Below are 15,772 nucleotides of genomic sequence, written 5' to 3'. Positions count from 1 at the left end.
CGTGCGCGGACGACTCATGACGTTGAGCTGGGGCGCGATGTGCCTCGGGCTCACGATCCTCGTCGGTGTCCTGGTGGCGACCGGCGTCACCGACGACTTCGACGACTCCTTCCAGGGCTGGGTCGTCTACGACGGCTTCTGGCACTCCTTCGCCCGGGTGGTCGAAGAGCTCTTCAACACCTGGCCGATGGTCGTCTTCAACGTCGTCCTGGTCGGCGCGCTCGTCTTCAAGGGCTACCGCCGGGCCGCGATCTACGCCGCCGGGGTGAACATCGCCGCCGCGATCATCTCGCCGCTGCTCAAGTTCGCGGTCGGTCGCGAGCGTCCGCCGTGGCAGTCGATGGTGCACCCCTACCTGGGCGACACCTCCTTCCCGAGCGGGCACGTCACCCACGCCACCGCGTTCTTCGGCACCTGCATCGTGCTGGCGCTGACCTTCATCCGGAAGAAGTCGCTGCGCCGCCTGATCGTGACGCTGTGCGTCCTCGCGGTCGCGCTGGTCGCCGTCGACCGGCTGCTGCTCGGCCGGCACTACGCGACCGACGTGATCGCCGGTGCCCTGCTCGGCGCCGGGATCGTGCTGGTCGGGCTCGCGATCTACAGCCCGGTTCCGAAGCTCACCCCGCCCGCACCGCTGGCCCTCCCGGCCCCGGTCGCGCGCCCGCTGCGGCGCTGCGCCGTCGTGCTCAACCCGATCAAGGTCGAGTCGGTGCCGGCGTTCCAGGCCACCGTCGACGAGATCGCCGAGGCGAGCGGCTGGGAGAGACCGACCTACTACTTCACCACCGTCGAGGACTCCGGCACCGGACAGGCCGGCCAGGCCGCGGTCGACGGGGCCAACCTGGTCCTGGTCTGCGGCGGCGACGGCACCGTCCGTGAGGTCTGCGCCGAGCTGGCCGGCACCGGGATCTCGGTCGGGATCATCCCCGCCGGCACGGGCAACCTGCTGGCCCGCAACCTCGAGATCCCGCTCTACCTGCGCAACGCGATCGACGTCGCCTTCAACGGTCAGGACCACGCCGTCGACATGGTCGAGGTCTCCGGCGACGAGATGGAGACCAGCCACTTCCTGGTGATGGCCGGGATGGGCTTCGACGCCGCGATCATGGAGGGCGCCAGCGAGCAGGTGAAGGCCAAGGTCGGCTGGCTGGCCTACGTGCTCTCCGGACTCAAGGCGCTGATGTTCCCGGCCGTGAAGGTCGAGATCTCCATCGACGGCGGACCCTTCACCAAGCACCGCGCCCGCACCATCGTGGTCGGCAACGTCGGCACCCTGACGGCCGGGATGCCGCTGATCCCGGACGCCGCGATCGACGACGGCCTGCTCGACGTGGTGCTGCTCTACCCGCAGCGGTTCTGGTCGTGGATCCCGCTCTCCTTCCGGATCCTGACCAAGCGCCCGCACACCGACGACCTGATCAACCGCTTCACCGGCCGCGAGGTCTCGATCCGCGCCGACCGCGACACCCCGCGCCAGCTGGACGGCGACTCCGTCGGCTCCGGCCGCGAGCTGCACATGCGCAACATCCACGGGCGGCTGCTCGTCCGCGTGCCCCGCTGACGACGTCGACGAATAGCACGCACGCTATAGACAGGACGGCACCGAAGTCATAGCGTGCGTGCTATGACTCGGTACGTCGACGACGCGGACTTCTACGCCGCGATCGCGCGCCAGGTGATCGAGCAACGTCAGGCCCGGGGCCTGTCCCAGCGTGAGCTCGCCGAGCTCTGCGGCACCACCCAGTCCGCCATCGCACGCTTCGAGGCCTCGGCGCGACCGCCCAAGCTCGACACCCTGCTGCGCATCGCCGCAGCCCTCGACTGCGAGCTCGAAGTCCACTTCCGACCCCGCACCATCGTGTCCAAGGAGAAGCCATGACGACTCGAGCACCCTCGACCCAGGTCGACGCCGAAGAGCTGACCACCACCCGCAGCGAGCGGGCACTGGCGGTGGTGCTGGCGGTCTTCCTGCTGATCGGCACGATCTGGTTCTACGAGGAGGTCGCCGACTGGGTGGCTCCTCAGTCCTACGGCGACGCCTGGCACGAGCGGTCGGACTCCGAGGAGTGGGTGATCGGGCTCCTCCGGCTGGGCTTCATCGCCGGGTGGGCCTGCGGTTCCCTGGTGGTCCTGCAGCAGGTGCGCCGGGCGAAGCCGCGGTTCCTCCCGCTCGCCATCGCCGGAGTCCTGACGGGCGCCGTGATGGCGGTGGTCTTCGCCTTCGACTACATCGGGGACTACCTCGAACCGCTCGACCTCGGCCCGCTCGTGCTCTCGGTGATCGGCGTGGTCGCCACGATCATCGCCTTCGTGGTCCTGCAACGCTGGCTCACCAGCCGGATCCCCGGCCGCCGGGTGCGCAAGGGCGAGTGCCCGTTCTGCGGCTACCCGCTCCGTGGCGGTGGCAGTCACTGCGAGGGCTGCGGCCGCGAGACCATCGCGAGCTGCGCGACCTGCGGGGACGACCGCCGGGTCGGATCTCAGCACTGCGTCGCCTGCGGCGCAGCGTGATCTCGCGTCCCTAGACTGACCCGGTGACCGGCCTGCGCATCGCCTACCAGGGAGAACCTGGCGCGAACTCCCACATCGTGTGCGCCCAGCACTATCCCGACGCCGAGGCGGTGCCCTGCGCCTCGTTCGAGGACGTGTTCGCGGCGGTGGAGAGCGGCGACTGCCAGCTGGCGATGATCCCGATCGACAACTCCCTGGCCGGCCGGGTGGCGGACATCCACCACTTCCTGCCCGACTCGAGCCTGCACATCGTGGCCGAGCACTTCCTGCGGATCCGGTTCCACCTGATGGCGCTCCCGGGCACGGGCATCGACGAGATCAAGACCGTGCACTCGCACGTGCACGCCCTGGGCCAGTGCCGCAACCTGATCCGTGAGCACGGCTTCATCCCGGTGATCTCGGGCGACACCGCCGGCGCGGCACGTGAGGTCAAGGAGTCGGGCGACCGGACGATGGGGGCGATCGCACCGCCGATGGCCGCCGAGATCTACGGCCTCGACGTGCTGGCCACCGACGTCGAGGACGAGGACCACAACACCACCCGGTTCGTGGTGCTCTCCCCCGAACCCGTCGTCGCGCCCGCCGGCAACGGTCCGGTCGTGACCAGCTTCATCTTCAACGTCCGCAACCTGCCGGCCGCGCTCTACAAGGCGCTCGGCGGTTTCGCGACCAACGGCATCAACATGACCAAGCTCGAGTCCTACATGGTCGGCGGGGAGTTCACCGCCACCCAGTTCCTCGCCGAGGTCGACGGCCACCCCGACGACATCGGGCTGGCGCGCGCGTTGGAGGAGCTGGCCTTCTTCACCACCGAGATCAAGGTCCTCGGGGTCTATCCCGCGGACCCGTTCCGGGCGACCGCGGACTGATCCAGCGCCGGTTCAGGAGCAGCTGGCGAGCAGGGCCGCGTCGCTGGCGTTGGCCTTCTGGCCACCCACCGCGACCAGGCCGACCCCGGCGGCGTACCACTGCACGCCTCCGAGCGCGGAGACGTAGGAGCGGGCCGCGTCACGGACCGTGCTCTTCGCCTCGGCCTTCACGTTGGTCGGGTTGATCGAGCCGACGGTGATCCGGACCCCGATGCCCTGGACGCCGCCGACGGTGCGACGACCCAGGCCGGTGACCTTGAAGCCCACCGAGAGCTGCACGTGCGACCCGCGGGTCAGGTACGGCTTGACCTGGGCCTCCTGGGACGGCGGCAGCACGACGGTCATCGCGACCGTGCTGGAACGGGACGTCTTCTTCTTGACCCCGGCGACGGTCGGGTAGACGACCGGCTCGCTCATGCTCACCGTGGTGCCGCCGGACTTCAGACCGGTGACCTTGAGGCCGAGACGGCCCGAGGACGGCAGGGTGAAGGACTCCGTGGCGCGGACCGAGCCGGCCTTGATCTTCGCCGTCGCCTTGGTGCCGGTCCGCTTCGTCACGCGGTACGTCGCCGCGGTCCTGCCCGGCTGGCCGGCGGGGCTGTAGGTGCACAGGCCGGTCTCGGGCCACAGGTAGGTCGACCAGGCGGACTTCCCGGCGGCGTGCGCCGGCGCCGGCGTGGAGACGGTGGCGACGAGGAGCGAGGCCAGGACGGCGAGGAACGCCACCAGGGCGGCTGATCGGGGAGCACGGATCGGCATGGGCCTACCCTAGGGACGAATCCGGATCCGCGCAGCCGCTCGGCCGGGTCCGTATCCCGGCCGCGTCTGCCTCGTTGAGCCGGTGCCGGAAGTTCCATCCAACCCCCGACGGAGGGCCCCGTGACCGACTCGTTCTTCTCCCTGTTCACGCCGCAGGAGATCGCGAAGATCAGCTCCGCTGGTACGCGGGTCTCGCTTCCCGAGGGCTGGTCCCCGATCTGGGAGGACACCCCCGCGGACAAGGCGTACATCATCCTGTCCGGCACCGTCTCGGTCCGCCGCGACGGCGACGAGGTCGCCCAGCTCGGCTCCGGCGACATCGTCGGCGAGGCAGCGATCCTCAACCGCTCGCTGCGCAACGCCTCGATCGTCGCGCTCACCCCCCTGGACCTGATCCACCTCTCCTCCGAGGCACTGGTCCGGCTCGACGTCGAGATGCCCGCCTTCCACCAGGCGCTGGAGCAGATCGCCGCCGCCCGGGTCTCCTGACCACGATGGGCTCGGAGGAGGAGCTCCGCGACCTCCAGGCCCTGATCGACCTGGAGCTGCTCGGAGCCGCACCCAGCCTCACCCGGCAACAGGTCGCCGACGCCGCCGGGATGCCGGTGGCGCTCGCCGACGAGCTCTGGCGCCTGCTCGGCCTCCCTCAGCCGGGACCCGACGAGGCGGCGTTCACCGAGGCCGACGTCGAGGCGGTCAAGCACACCCGCGAGCTGATCCTCTCCGGGATCCTCTCCACCGACGAGCAGTCGGCACTGGTCCGCACCTGGGGGCGGTCCTTCGCCCGGCTCGCGGAGTGGCAGGTCGCGCTGCTCGCCCAGGTCGCCCAGGAACGGCCGGGAGATCTGGCCACCGAGGCGACGAACCTGGCCACCACCGTGATCCCGCGGGTGGAGGCGTTGCAGTCCTACATCTGGCGCCGTCACCTGGCCGGCGCGGCCGGGCGGGTGCTGAACCTGACCGGCGGGGAGTCCCAGCGGTTGGCCACCTGCTTCGTCGACATCGTCGGCTACACCGCCCGCAGCCGCACCCTGGCCGAGGACGAGCTCGTCGCCTGGGTGGAGAAGTTCGAGTCGACCGCTGTCGGGGTGGTGCTCGACCACGGCGGCCGCGTGATCAAGACCCTGGGCGACGCGGTGCTCTTCGTCGCCGACGACCCGGTGGCCGCGGCCGAGGTCGCCCTGACGCTCACCGAGCTGGGAGCCGACGGGACCGACGGGTTTCCGCAGGTCCGCGCCGGGCTGGCGGTCGGTGACGTCGTACCGCGGCTGGGTGACGTGTTCGGGCCGACGGTCAACATCGCCTCCCGGCTGACCTCGATCGCCCGCCCGAACACGGTGGTCGTGGACGAGGGTGCCGCCGAGGCACTCGACGGCGGCTACTCGCTGCAACGCCTGCGTCGGGTCTCGGTCAAGGGGTACTCCCGGCTCCAGGCCTGGGCCCTGCGCCGCGCCGCGCTCTGAGGACCGTGTGGAAGGCTCACGGGATGGAGATCCGTGGGCAGTACGACGACGAGGCCGGTGCGGTCGCCGAGGTGATCGCTGCCGCGTTCGCCGACGGCGGTCAGGTCGCCCGGCTGTGGGACGACGTCCGGGCCGGCGGGCACGACCGGGCCAACCTGGTCGCGGTGGACGGCGGTCGGATCGTCGGGCACGTCGGGCTGAGCCATGCCTGGCTGGACGCGCGGCGCGAGCTGGTCGACGTCCTCGTCCTGAGCCCGCTCAGCGTCGTGCCCGACGCGCAGGGTGGTGGCATCGGAGCCGCGCTGGTCGCCGAGGCGATCCGGGTGGCCGGTGACCTCGGAGCACCGGCGCTCTTCCTGGAGGGGAGCCCGGCCTACTACGGCCCGCGCGGGTTCAGCCGGGCCAGTGAGTCGGGGTTCGAGGCGCCGTCGCGTCGTACCCCCGACCCGGCGTTCCAGGTGGCGCTGCTGCCGCGGCACGAGGACTGGATGACCGGGCGGGTGATCTACCGCGAGGTGTGGTGGGCGCACGACGCGGCCGGGCTGCGCGATCCCGACCTGGCCGAGATCGAGCGCGCGTTCGGCCTGGACTGACCGGGTCAGCCGGTCTGGCGGCAGGTCAGGCCGCGGGCGTCGAGCCAGCCCTGCATCACGGCCGGCTTGTCGGTGATGACGGCCGAGACGCCGAGGCCGAGGCAGAGGTCGAGGTCGGACTGCTTGTTGACCGTCCACACGTGCATCTCGTGGCCGGAGGCCCGGATCTTCTCGCCCAGCCGCGGGTGCTCGCGCAGCTCCTTGATCCCGGGGCCGATGATCCAGTTCTCGCCGACCACGCTGCGCAGCAGTGGCCACGACCGGGAGCGCTCGACCAGCTGCACCAGCGGCAGGTCGGGGGCCAGTCGTTCGACCCGTTGAAGGGCGGTGAAGCTGAAGCTCATCACCCGCACCGGGGAGTCGGCGCCGTCCCACTCGAACTCGCGCAGCAGCTCGACCAGCTTCTTCTCCACCAGCCCGCCGTAGCGGGTCGGGTGCTTGGTCTCGATCGCCAGCTCGATCCGCCGCCCCGTCGCGGAGGTGAAGTCGCGGACCGTCTCCAGCAGGCTGCGCAGCGTCAGCACCCGGTCGAGCCGTTCGTCGCGCATCGGTGCCTCGTCGTCGAGGTCGTTCCAGGGGTTCTTCCACTTGGCGAAGTCGAGCTCGGCCAGGTCGGCCAGCTCCATCGCCGAGACCACGCCACGATGGCCCGTGGTCCGGCGGATGTCGCGGTCGTGGACGCAGACCAGGTGACCGTCGGCGGTGAGCCGGACGTCGCACTCGAGTCCCTCGGCTCCCACGGCGAGGGCCTCGATGTAGGCACCCAGGGTGTGCTCGGCGACGGTGGCGCTCGCGCCCCGATGGGCGACCACCTGCGGTCTCATAGCCTCCATTGTGGCCGCGGATCGGCCCCTAGAGTGGAGGCATGCCGGAACTTCCCGAGGTCGAGGCGCTCGCCCAGGATCTCGGGCGACGCCTCGACGGGCACGCCATCACCGCGATCCATCTCGCCCAGTTCGCTGCCCTCAAGACCTTCGATCCGCCGCTCACCGCGCTCAACGGCGCCTTCGTCGACGACGTACGTCGCCACGGCAAGTACCTCGACATCAGCGCCGGCGGCCTGCACCTGGTCACCCACCTGGCTCGAGCGGGCTGGATCCACTGGAAGGCGTCGGTCCCGGCACTCCCGCCGAAGCCGTCCTCGAAGTCGACGATCGCCGCCCGGGTGGTGCTCGACGACGACACCGGCTTCGACCTGACCGAGGCCGGCACCAAGAAGTCGTTGGCGATCTGGGTGGTGCGCGATCCGCTCGACGTGCCCGGCCTGGCCACGCTGGGACCCGATCCGTTGACCGAGGAGTTCACCGTCGACGTCCTCGCCGGGATCCTGGCCGAGGGCGGGCGCAAGCAGATCAAGGGGATCCTGCGCGCCCAGGGGATCATCGCCGGGATCGGCAACGCCTACAGCGACGAGATCCTGTGGGAGGCACGGCTGAGCCCCTACAAGCCGGCCGACACGATCGACCCGGCCGAGCTGTGGACGGCGATCCGGTCCACGCTGACCGACGCGGTCGAGCGCTCCTCCGGGCTGGCGGCCAGCGAGCTGAAGGCCGAGAAGAAGTCCCACCTCGCCGTCCACGCCCAGACCGGAAAGCCCTGCCCACGCTGCGGTGACACGGTGCTCGAGGTCAGCTTCGCCGACTCGTCCCTGCAGTACTGCCCGACGTGTCAGACCGGCGGGAAGCCGCTGGCGGACCGGCGGATGTCGAAGCTGCTCAAGTGAGCGAGCTACTCCGGGGCTGACGGCCGGCCGTAGAGCCTCCGCAGCTCGTCCTCGGACATCGGCGGCCCCGGCGGGCGGGGGAACGGGTCGGCGTACGCCGCCTCGGCCGCTTCCTCAGCGACCGGTTCCTCGACCGCTTCCTCGGCGACAGGCGAATCGACCGGTTCATGGACCGGCTCATCGACCTGCTCCTCGACCGGGACGGCCGTGGTGCTGAGGACGCCCAACCCGGGGATCCTGAGCGTGAGGTCGGGGACGAGGCGCACCGCGGCGGGGGTCAGGACGATGCGGAGTCCTTCGAAGAGCGCGCCCCAGGCGGCGAAGACGGCGAAGGTCCATGCGGGCAGGCCCAGGGTGAGGCTCACTCCACCGGAGAACCCGTCCCCGTCGAACGTCTCGGCCTCCGAGAGCCGTGCCAGGAGACTCAGCACGAGACCCAGCAGGGCCCAGGCCGCCGCGCTGGCGACGACGTTGCGGATCGCCTCGGCGCGGGCCTTCGGAGCCGGGACCCGTTTCGCCGAGACGACGGCTGCCAGGATGAAGACGGCGGCGACTCCGACCAGAAGGATGGTGCCCCACGGCGAGAACTCGTCCTGGAAGACCATCCAGCGGGAGGTCTCGGACTGGTTGCCCGACATCAGCTCACCGGTGAACGTCGACCGCAGCTCGGCCGGACTGAGATGGCCCATGCCGAGCGCCCACACGACGAGATTCCCGAGGACGAGCGGAACGGCGAGCACGCTGGACGCGTCGAGCGGACCGAACAGCGCGAAGGCGACCGCCACCACGAGGGTCAGGGCAGTGACAGCGCCGACGTAGTGGGCGAGGTGTCGGCCTGCGGCAGCCATGCGCGTGGTGAAGGCACCCACGGTGCCGGTCGGCCTGGGCGGGCGCTCGCCGGTCGATGCGACCACGGCGATGACGGCCAACGCCACCAGGCCGAACACGAGCAGGACGGTGAGGAAGCCACTGACCGAGGCTGCCTGGATGGTGAGCGCGTCCTGCTCTCCGTCCACCATGAGGGCGCTGCCGAGCAGGTCGCTCGACCCGGTCACGCGGTAGGGGAACGCGGCGGCGGCCGCTGTCGCCACGGCAGCGAAGACGGTCCCCGCGACGAGGGCGGCGACCGAGCGCTCGGCGAGGGTGGTGGCACGCCACGCCGTCGCCCGACGACGGGCCCGGAAGGCGGCGCCGAACGCCGCAGCCGCGAGCACGCTCAGCACGGGGAGGTGGGCCGTGACCTCGCCAGCGAGGTCCACCGACGCACCGGCCGAGGACGCCACCAGCTGGCACGCGCCGGTGAACGAGTTCACCGATCTCTTCCCGACGTTGATCAGGAGCAGCCCGAGGAACGCCGCCACCCAGGCGGTCACGAACGCGACCCCGCCGAGCTCGGCCCCGGCGAGCGCGATCCGGGGTCGGATGGACGGCACGAGGGTGCGCGGCCCGAGGGCGCGCGCGTCAAGCACCGTCGCCTGGTGTGATGGGTCCGTCATGCCGCCTCTCCCCCGTGCACCACCTCGCGAGCCTTCGAGCAAGGCTGTCGGTGTCCGCGCACTGTGGGCGCATCCTCGCGCATGATTCCTGGCTCCGGCCGCGATTCCGGCAATCTCCCGACGGCTCAGTGCAGTGAGTCGATGAGCTCCTCGATCCGCGCACGGATCGCGTCGCGGATCGGCCGGACTGCCTCGAGGCCCTGGCCGGCCGGGTCGTCGAGCGTCCAGTCCTCGTAGCGCTTCCCGGGGTAGAAGGGGCACTCGTCGCCGCAGCCCATCGTGATCACGACGTCGGAGGTCCGCACCGCCTCCGGGGTCAGCACCTTGGGCTGCTCGCCGGCGATGTCGATACCCACCTCGGCCATCGCGGCCACCGCGGCCGGGTTGATCCGGTCGGCGGGCTGGGACCCGGCCGAGAGCACCTCGATCCGGTCGCCGGCCAGGTGCTGGAGGAAGCCGGCCGCCATCTGGGAGCGGCCCGCGTTGTGCACGCAGACGAACAGGACGGTGGGACGGCTCATCGTGCTTCCTCCAGGACGGGGGCGGGGGTGGCGGGATGGAGCACGCGGACGAGCGCGAGACCGAGCGCGCCGCCGACGAGCTGCATCAGGACGAACATCGGCACCGAGGACGGCGCGATCCCGGCGAAGGTGTCGGACACGGTCCGAGCGATCGTCACGGCCGGGTTGGCGAACGAGGTGGACGAGGTGAACCAGTACGCCGCCGCGATGTAGCCGCCGACGGCGAACGCGAGCGTCTCGGTGCGGCCGGAGCGGATGCCACCGAAGACGACCAGCACCAGCCCGAGCGTGGCCACGACCTCGGCCACCCAGAGCGGACCTCCGCCGCGCTCGCGCGTGGACCAGGTGACGGCGTCGAGGTCGAACATCAGGTTGGCGACCACAGCTCCCAGGGCTCCTCCGGCGACCTGGGCGAGCGTCAGCACGCCGGCGGTGCGCCAGGTGATCGAGCCCAGCGCGGCTTCGATCCCGGTGACCACGGGGTTGAACGACGCCGAGACCGGCTGCAGCGTGAGGATCAGCGCGACCAGCACCGCCCCGGTCGCCAGGCTGTTCTGGAGGAGCTGCAGACCGACGTCGTCCGGGGAGAGCCGGCTCGCCATGATCCCGGAACCCACGACGGCGCAGACCAGGAAGGCGGTGCCGACGAGCTCCGCCGTCGCCCGCCGGACAACGAGAGGGGCCACCCTCACAGCCCCCCGCCGATGAGGGCGGCGAGGTCGGCCAGAGCGGTGCGACGAACCGAGTAGTAGACCCACGTGCCGCGCTTGCTGCGGTCGAGCAGTCCCGCCTCGTGCAGCACCTTGAGGTGGTGGCTGATCGTCGGCTGGGAGAGGTCGAAGGCGTCGTTGAGGTCGCAGACGCAGGCCTCGCCGCCCTCATGGGCGGCGACGAGGGACAGCAGTCGGAGCCGGACGGGGTCGGCCATCGCCTTGAGCAGGGGCGCGATCCGCTCCGCCTGCTCGCCGGTCAGCGGCGTGGAGGTGAGCGGCGAGCAGCAGGCGACCGCTTCGACCGGGGCCAGCTCCCAGGACTTCGACATGGATCAATATTGACAGTGATCGATATAGGGAGCAATGACCGTTCGTGCAGCAGAACGCCCCGACATGCCGAGGGAATCGGCGTGTCGGGGCGAACCGGCGCAGGAACGGGTCAGGCGAGAACCTCGTCCAGGCTGACCGCGGCGATCCCGGTCGCCTCGCCGACGGGTGCGTTGGTCAGCTGTCCGGCGTGCGTGTTCAGCCCGAGGGCGAGCGAGTGGTCGGCGCGCGAGGCGTCGGCCCAGCCCTTGTCGGCCAGCGCGACGGCGTACGGCAGGGTCGCGTTGGTCAGGGCGTACGTCGACGTGTTCGGCACCGCACCGGGCATGTTCGCCACGCAGTAGAACGTCGATCCGTGCACCTGGTAGGTCGGGTCGGCGTGCGTGGTCGGCCGGGTGTCCTCGAAGCAGCCGCCCTGGTCGACGGCGATGTCGACCAGCACCGAGCCGGGCTTCATCTGGGAGACGAGCTCGTTGGAGACCAGCTTGGGCGCGGCGGCACCGGGGATCAGGACCGCACCGATCACCATGTCGGCCTCACGCACCTGCTGCTCCAGGGCGAGCTTCGACGAGGCCAGGCCGTGGACCTGGTTGCTGTAGCGCCAGAACGACATCCGGAGCTTGTCCAGGTCGGTGTCGAGGAGGGTGACGTCCGCGCCCATGCCGAGCGCGATGTTGGCCGCGTTCTGGCCGGAGACGCCGGCGCCGATGATGACGACCTTGGCGTTGGCGACGCCGCCGACGCCACCCATCAGCACGCCGCGGCCGCCCTGGGCCTTCATCAGGTTGTAGGCGCCGACCTGCGGCGCGAGGCAGCCCGCGACCTCCGACATCGGGTAGAGCAGGGGCAGCCCGCCGGAGGGCAGCTGCACCGTCTCGTAGGCGATCCCGGTGACCTTGCGCGCGATCAGCTCCTCGGTGAGCGGCTTGTCGGCAGCGAGGTGGAGGTAGGTGAAGAGGGTCAGCCCCTCCCGCATCCGGTGGTACTCCTCGGCGACGGGCTCCTTGACCTTGAGCACCATGTCGATGCTGCCGTCCGTGCCCCAGGCCGCGTCGGCGTCGGGGACGATCTGCGCACCGGCGGCGACGTACTCCTCGTCCGGGATGGACGAGCCCACGCCCGCACCGGTCTGGATGAACACCTGGTGGCCCCGAGCGACGAGCTCATGGACACCGATCGGGGTGATCGCCACCCGGTACTCGTGGTTCTTGACTTCCTTCGGAACACCAACCCGCATGACGCTCTCCCCGATTGAGTGGACGGCCAGAAGGTTCTTCGACCGGAACTCGATCTTCATCCCGTTGATACCGGAAAGGGAAGACGTTCCGTAGAATTCGATGAGTTCAGCAACGGATTTCGAAGATCATTCGATCTCGGGCAACCGAATTCGCGGTTCAGACGAAGGGATGACGGATGGATCCGATCGACTCTCAGATCCTGTCGATCCTGGCCGTCGACGGACGGATCACCAACCAGGCGCTCGCCGACCGGGTCGGCATCGCCCCCTCGACCTGCCTGCAGCGGGTGAAGTCGCTGCGCACCCGCGGCATCCTGCGCGGCTTCGCCGCCGACATCGACCCGGCCGCCCTGGGCTACCCGGTCCAGGCCATGGTCGCGGTCCGGATGCAGTCCCACGCCCGGGCCAAGCTCACGGCGTTCATGGACGACGTCCTCGAGCTGCCCGGCGTGCTCAACGCCTACCTGCTGGGCGGCTCCTCGGACTTCCTGATCCACCTGGCCGCCGGTTCGGTGGAGGAGATGCACAACTTCGTCATCGACCGACTCAGCGGGAACCCCGACGTCGCCTCCACCGAGACCAGCCTGATCTTCCAGTACGCCCGGGCCACGCGCCTCCCCGTGACTTCGCGACGCTGAGCCCGGATGGGACGATGGCGGGGTGAGCATCCCGACCATCACCATCGACCAGCTGCCGAACCCGCTGCCCGAGGGCGTCGCCGTCCTCGACGTGCGCGAGGAGGCCGAGTGGGTGCACGGGCACATCGACGGCGCGCTGCACATCCCGCTCTCGCTGATCCCGATCCGCGCCGACGAGATCCCGGCCGCTCAGATCCTGGTGGTCTGCAAGGTCGGCGGCCGCAGCGCGCAGGCCACGATGTTCCTCTCCTCGAACGGCCACGACGTGGTCAACCTCGACGGCGGGATGCTCGACTGGGAGGCCAGCGGCCGCCCCATGGTCAGCGAGACCGGCGGCACGCCTCAGGTCGTCTGACGGCTGAGCCACTCCACGTCCGGGAGCGTCAGCGCGACCCGGAGCCGGGCCAGGTACGTCGCCCGCGGGATCTCGACCACGCCGAGCGTGGCGAGGTGGTCGGTCTGCCACTGCACGTCCAGCAGCCGCTGCTCCGCAAGCGGCGCGGAGCGGAGCAGGTCGACCAGCCCGACCAGCGCCACCTTCGAGGCGTCGCGCCGGTGGTGGAACATCGACTCCCCGGCGAAGAGCCCACCGATCGCGACACCGTAGAGACCGCCCACGAGCTCACCCTCGGGGGACCACGCCTCGACCGAGTGCGCCCAGCCGCGACGGTGCAGGTCGCCGTACGCCGCCTTGATCGCGTCGTCGATCCAGCCGTCCTCGCGGGCGGGATCACCGCAGGCCGCGACCACCGCGTCGAAGGCGGTGTCGACCCGGATCTCGAAGTGCGCCAGCGACTTGCGCAGCGACCGGGTGACCCGCAGCCCGTCGAGCGGGAGGACGCCGCGCCGGACCGGTGAGAACCAGTTCACCGGGCTGCGCCGACCCTCGCCCGGCATCGGGAAGAGCCCGGCACGGTAGGCGGCCAGCAGGGTGCCCGGCTCCAGATCGGCGCCGATCGCGACCAGGTCGTCGACCTCGGGCCGGTCCGGGCTCTCGAAGACCCACGGCGAGGCGGGAGGTTCGACGGGCACGCGACGACGCTACCGGTCCCCCGATCGCGGCCAGCACCAACCAACGCTGCCCTACGCTCGAAGGATGAAGGGCACGACGAGGAAGGCCGCCACGGCTGCCGGGGCTGCGCTGGCCCCGAAGGCGATCGCGCTCGCTCCGACCATGACCAGCACCGTGATGCACCGCGTGCTCACGATGGCGATCGCCGGCGTGGGCGCGATGCCCGGTGCCGTCGCGGCCGCCGAACGGGACCTGGCCGACGCCGGCAGCCGGGAGAAGGCGGTCAAGTCGCTGATCCGGTCCCACGTCGCCTACGCCAGCGCCGAGGGCTTCGTCACCAACCTCGGCGGGATCGTCGCGGCCGTCGTCACCATCCCGGCCAACATCGCCGGGCTCGCCTTCGTGCAGTGCCGGATGCTCGCCGGGATCGCGCACCTGCGCGGCTACGACCTCAACGACCCGCGCGTGCGCAACGCGATCCTGATGCTGATGCTCGGTGAGGGCACCGTGAACACCAAGATCCTCACCCGACGCCTGCCGGGGACCCCGATGGCGGTGGCGACAGCGCCGACCTACGACGCGATCCTCGACCAGACCGTCGCCGGCGAGGTCGCCGCCGAGATGCTGGCGCGGATGACGGGCAAGCGGCTCGCCGCCACCGTCGCGAAGAAGACGCCGGTGATCGGCGGCGTGGTCGGCGCCAGCGTCGACGGCTGGGAGACCTACCAGGTGGGTCGTTACGCCCGGCGCGAGCTCTTGCCGCGCACGGCCGCATAGCCGGACCGGAGCTTGGCCCGGGTGGCGTTGCGGAGCCCGGCGACCTGCTGCAGCTCGGCCACCTGGGCGGCCAGCGCGTCGCGCTCCCGCATCACGCGCGCGGCCTCCTCGAGCAGGGCCGCGGTCGCGTCGGTCCCGATCGAGGCGATCCGGACCGGGTCCGGGACGTCGGGGTCGCGGAACTCCTCCGGCTCCGGGGCACGCCCCTCGAGCTCGGTCAGATCGCCGACGACGTCGTAGCCGCGGTCGGCCAGCTCCTTGATCCACCGCTGCGACGTCTCGGCCACCCACGGCACGTGGGCCGGGGGCACCACGATCCGGCGCTTGTTCGTCCGGGTCGCCAGCGTGCGGTGGGCGAGGAGCTCCATCACCAGCCAGCGGTACTCCGGCGCGGTGAGGAAGTCCGGCGTGCGCTGGTTCAGGCTGCGCACGAAGGCGGTCGCGTTCGCGCCGAGTGACTCGTTCGCCCGGTCGGTGTCCGGGGCGATCCCCAGTCCGGACAGGCCGAACGTGGACTCCAGCCGCTCCCACAGCACCGACGGGTCGGTGCCACGCGCCGGCAGCGTGACGACGTGGACCCGTTCGGGCGGCAGGTCGCCGACCCACCGGTCGAGGATCGCGGGCAGGTCCTGGACGCCCCAGAAGAGGTCGGCCGTGCGACCGGTCCGGTCCTGGATGGAGGTGAGGAAGTCGGCGTACCCCTCGGTGCCGAAGTGCTTGACCGTCTCCTGCCACTCGGCGGGGATCTGCCGGAACAGGTCGCGAGCCGTCACGACCAGGTGGACCTCCGCGTCACCGAAGGACGCGAGAGCGCGGGCGGCCTGTTCCCGGGTCGCGCCGGCCAGGATCTCGTTGCTGAGGATGACCGTGCCCTCGGCGGCTCGCACCTGGGCGGCGAGGGCGTCCCACTCGCCGACGACCTCGTCCTCGAGGCCGCCCCACTCGCGCCGGATCAGGTCCAGGGCCGCCCGGAACTGCGCGTCGAAGCTCTCACCGGGATACGAGATCCCACGCGAGGCGAGCGCTGCTCGGTTGCTGAACAGCAGATCCTGGAAGAACGTCGTCGCCGTCTTCGGCGTCCCAATGTGAAGCAGCACCCCTGCAGCCATGGCGACCACCCTAGGCACACGCAG

At 70.9% G+C, this 15,772-nt stretch carries 20 protein-coding genes; 11 read left to right on the top strand and 9 right to left on the bottom strand.

The window, feature by feature from the left end:
• Window position 1: 1 nt before the first annotated feature.
• The 4 genes from ACZ5J1_RS18235 to ACZ5J1_RS18220 all read left to right on the top strand — a co-directional run bounded on the left by ACZ5J1_RS18235 (window position 2) and on the right by ACZ5J1_RS18220 (window position 3,380).
• Entirely contained in the window at window positions 2-1,561 is a 1,560-nt protein-coding gene (locus tag ACZ5J1_RS18235; RefSeq protein WP_464561101.1) for a bifunctional phosphatase PAP2/diacylglycerol kinase family protein, read from the top strand.
• A 63-nt stretch (window positions 1,562-1,624) separates the two neighbouring features.
• A complete protein-coding gene (locus tag ACZ5J1_RS18230) occupies window positions 1,625-1,879 on the top strand; it encodes a helix-turn-helix domain-containing protein (RefSeq protein WP_464561099.1) in 255 nt (84 codons plus the stop codon).
• On the top strand, window positions 1,876-2,511 hold the full coding sequence (locus tag ACZ5J1_RS18225) for a hypothetical protein (RefSeq protein ID WP_464561097.1): 636 nt from the start codon (window positions 1,876-1,878) through the stop codon (window positions 2,509-2,511). Before ACZ5J1_RS18230 ends, ACZ5J1_RS18225 begins: the two co-directional genes overlap by 4 nt.
• Before the next feature lie 23 nt (window positions 2,512-2,534).
• Window positions 2,535-3,380, top strand: a complete 846-nt coding sequence (locus tag ACZ5J1_RS18220) for a prephenate dehydratase (protein ID WP_464561095.1) — start codon at window positions 2,535-2,537, stop codon at window positions 3,378-3,380.
• A gap of 12 nt (window positions 3,381-3,392) precedes the next feature.
• Here ACZ5J1_RS18220 and ACZ5J1_RS18215 read toward each other — a convergent pair whose 3' ends face one another.
• A complete protein-coding gene (locus ACZ5J1_RS18215; protein ID WP_464561093.1) occupies window positions 3,393-4,139 on the bottom strand; it encodes a hypothetical protein in 747 nt (248 codons plus the stop codon).
• A 120-nt stretch (window positions 4,140-4,259) separates the two neighbouring features.
• Between ACZ5J1_RS18215 and ACZ5J1_RS18210 the strand changes: the two genes are divergently transcribed.
• From ACZ5J1_RS18210 to ACZ5J1_RS18200, 3 genes are read left to right on the top strand one after another with little or no spacing between them, the layout of a single operon-like run.
• Entirely contained in the window at window positions 4,260-4,628 is a 369-nt protein-coding gene (locus tag ACZ5J1_RS18210) for a Crp/Fnr family transcriptional regulator (RefSeq protein WP_464561091.1), read from the top strand.
• A gap of 5 nt (window positions 4,629-4,633) precedes the next feature.
• Window positions 4,634-5,602 (top strand): adenylate/guanylate cyclase domain-containing protein, encoded by a 969-nt coding sequence (locus ACZ5J1_RS18205; protein ID WP_464561090.1) that lies wholly within the window; start codon window positions 4,634-4,636, stop codon window positions 5,600-5,602.
• Between the two features lie 23 nt (window positions 5,603-5,625).
• Window positions 5,626-6,195 carry a GNAT family N-acetyltransferase gene (locus tag ACZ5J1_RS18200; protein ID WP_464561088.1) on the top strand — a complete coding sequence of 190 codons (570 nt, stop codon included), beginning with the start codon at window positions 5,626-5,628 and terminating at the stop codon, window positions 6,193-6,195.
• 5 nt (window positions 6,196-6,200) lie between these two features.
• Here ACZ5J1_RS18200 and ACZ5J1_RS18195 read toward each other — a convergent pair whose 3' ends face one another.
• Window positions 6,201-7,019, bottom strand: a complete 819-nt coding sequence (locus ACZ5J1_RS18195) for a glycerophosphodiester phosphodiesterase (RefSeq protein ID WP_464561086.1) — start codon at window positions 7,017-7,019, stop codon at window positions 6,201-6,203.
• Window positions 7,020-7,060: 41 nt separating this feature from the next.
• Between ACZ5J1_RS18195 and ACZ5J1_RS18190 the strand changes: the two genes are divergently transcribed.
• Window positions 7,061-7,918, top strand: a complete 858-nt coding sequence (locus tag ACZ5J1_RS18190; protein WP_464561084.1) for an Fpg/Nei family DNA glycosylase — start codon at window positions 7,061-7,063, stop codon at window positions 7,916-7,918.
• 5 nt (window positions 7,919-7,923) lie between these two features.
• Here the strand turns inward: ACZ5J1_RS18190 and ACZ5J1_RS18185 are convergent, their stop codons facing one another.
• The 5 genes from ACZ5J1_RS18185 to ald all read right to left on the bottom strand — a co-directional run bounded on the left by ACZ5J1_RS18185 (window position 7,924) and on the right by ald (window position 12,212).
• Complete coding sequence (locus tag ACZ5J1_RS18185; RefSeq protein ID WP_464561082.1) at window positions 7,924-9,414, bottom strand: hypothetical protein; 1,491 nt, start codon at window positions 9,412-9,414, stop codon at window positions 7,924-7,926.
• Between the two features lie 125 nt (window positions 9,415-9,539).
• A complete protein-coding gene (locus ACZ5J1_RS18180; protein WP_464561080.1) occupies window positions 9,540-9,935 on the bottom strand; it encodes an arsenate reductase ArsC in 396 nt (131 codons plus the stop codon).
• Complete coding sequence (locus ACZ5J1_RS18175; RefSeq protein WP_464561078.1) at window positions 9,932-10,621, bottom strand: aquaporin; 690 nt, start codon at window positions 10,619-10,621, stop codon at window positions 9,932-9,934. Before ACZ5J1_RS18175 ends, ACZ5J1_RS18180 begins: the two co-directional genes overlap by 4 nt.
• A gap of 2 nt (window positions 10,622-10,623) precedes the next feature.
• Complete coding sequence (locus ACZ5J1_RS18170) at window positions 10,624-10,977, bottom strand: ArsR/SmtB family transcription factor (RefSeq protein ID WP_464561076.1); 354 nt, start codon at window positions 10,975-10,977, stop codon at window positions 10,624-10,626.
• A 110-nt stretch (window positions 10,978-11,087) separates the two neighbouring features.
• Window positions 11,088-12,212, bottom strand: coding sequence for an alanine dehydrogenase (gene ald / locus ACZ5J1_RS18165; protein ID WP_464561074.1), 1,125 nt, complete (start codon window positions 12,210-12,212; stop codon window positions 11,088-11,090).
• A 176-nt stretch (window positions 12,213-12,388) separates the two neighbouring features.
• On the opposite strand from ald, the gene ACZ5J1_RS18160 reads away from it, so the two are divergent.
• Both ACZ5J1_RS18160 and ACZ5J1_RS18155 read left to right on the top strand, forming a co-directional pair.
• Window positions 12,389-12,850 (top strand): Lrp/AsnC family transcriptional regulator, encoded by a 462-nt coding sequence (locus ACZ5J1_RS18160; protein WP_464561072.1) that lies wholly within the window; start codon window positions 12,389-12,391, stop codon window positions 12,848-12,850.
• Window positions 12,851-12,872: 22 nt separating this feature from the next.
• On the top strand, window positions 12,873-13,205 hold the full coding sequence (locus ACZ5J1_RS18155) for a rhodanese-like domain-containing protein (protein WP_464561070.1): 333 nt from the start codon (window positions 12,873-12,875) through the stop codon (window positions 13,203-13,205).
• Here ACZ5J1_RS18155 and aat read toward each other — a convergent pair.
• Window positions 13,193-13,882: a leucyl/phenylalanyl-tRNA--protein transferase gene (gene aat / locus ACZ5J1_RS18150; RefSeq protein ID WP_464561068.1), complete on the bottom strand. Its 690-nt coding sequence runs from the start codon at window positions 13,880-13,882 to the stop codon at window positions 13,193-13,195. The genes ACZ5J1_RS18155 and aat overlap by 13 nt on opposite strands.
• A 64-nt stretch (window positions 13,883-13,946) precedes the next feature.
• On the opposite strand from aat, the gene ACZ5J1_RS18145 reads away from it, so the two are divergent.
• Window positions 13,947-14,639 (top strand): EcsC family protein, encoded by a 693-nt coding sequence (locus tag ACZ5J1_RS18145; protein WP_464561066.1) that lies wholly within the window; start codon window positions 13,947-13,949, stop codon window positions 14,637-14,639.
• Here ACZ5J1_RS18145 and ACZ5J1_RS18140 read toward each other — a convergent pair.
• Window positions 14,600-15,748, bottom strand: a complete 1,149-nt coding sequence (locus ACZ5J1_RS18140) for a hypothetical protein (RefSeq protein ID WP_464561065.1) — start codon at window positions 15,746-15,748, stop codon at window positions 14,600-14,602. The two genes, ACZ5J1_RS18145 and ACZ5J1_RS18140, sit on opposite strands and share 40 nt — an antisense overlap.
• Window positions 15,749-15,772: the final 24 nt, after the last annotated feature.

This window comes from Nocardioides sp. JCM 18999 (genome assembly GCF_055391175.1).
The sequence above is the reverse complement of the archived record's forward strand: the minus strand, read 5'-3'. Positions and strand labels throughout refer to the sequence as shown.